The sequence below is a fragment of the Kosmotoga sp. genome (genome assembly GCF_982836095.1).
This window is the reverse complement of record NZ_CEYIHJ010000005.1, coordinates 28944-29225: the sequence shown is the minus strand read 5'-3', so window position 1 is coordinate 29225 and position 282 is coordinate 28944. Positions and strand designations below refer to the sequence as shown.

The window sequence follows — 282 nt, the reverse complement described above, 5'->3', positions numbered from 1 at the left end:
TCTATAAGATCATGATATCTTCATAATAAAGGAAAAGTCTCTTTATTTTCAACTTCGCGTAGATCCAATTGATAGGTCTGAAAAGCGTTTCCATGGGACAAATCCATCCACAATAAAATCTCCCAAAAAGAAAAGAACCCAGTATCGAAGCACCGAAAATAACCAACCATAATTGCAACATTTTATTTTTCAACAGAAAAACGAAGAGTAGCAGTGCCAGTATCTCTGAGGTCAATCTCAATACTGTCAATAGTCGAATTCTCATGCAATCACCTCCTGGTG

The 282-nt window shown here is 36.5% G+C and carries 1 protein-coding gene; it reads right to left on the bottom strand.

Annotated elements, in window-relative coordinates; all coding sequences use genetic code 11:
- Position 1 precedes the first annotated feature (1 nt).
- A complete protein-coding gene (locus tag AC3LHT_RS00915) occupies positions 2-265 on the bottom strand; it encodes a 4Fe-4S binding protein (RefSeq protein WP_488661702.1) in 264 nt (87 codons plus the stop codon).
- Positions 266-282: the final 17 nt, after the last annotated feature.

What these genes read in the sequence shown, in the direction of transcription:
- AC3LHT_RS00915 (WP_488661702.1), bottom strand. Translation starts at nt 265, where the DNA reads ATGAGAATTCGACTATTGACAGTATTGAGATTGACCTCAGAGATACTG.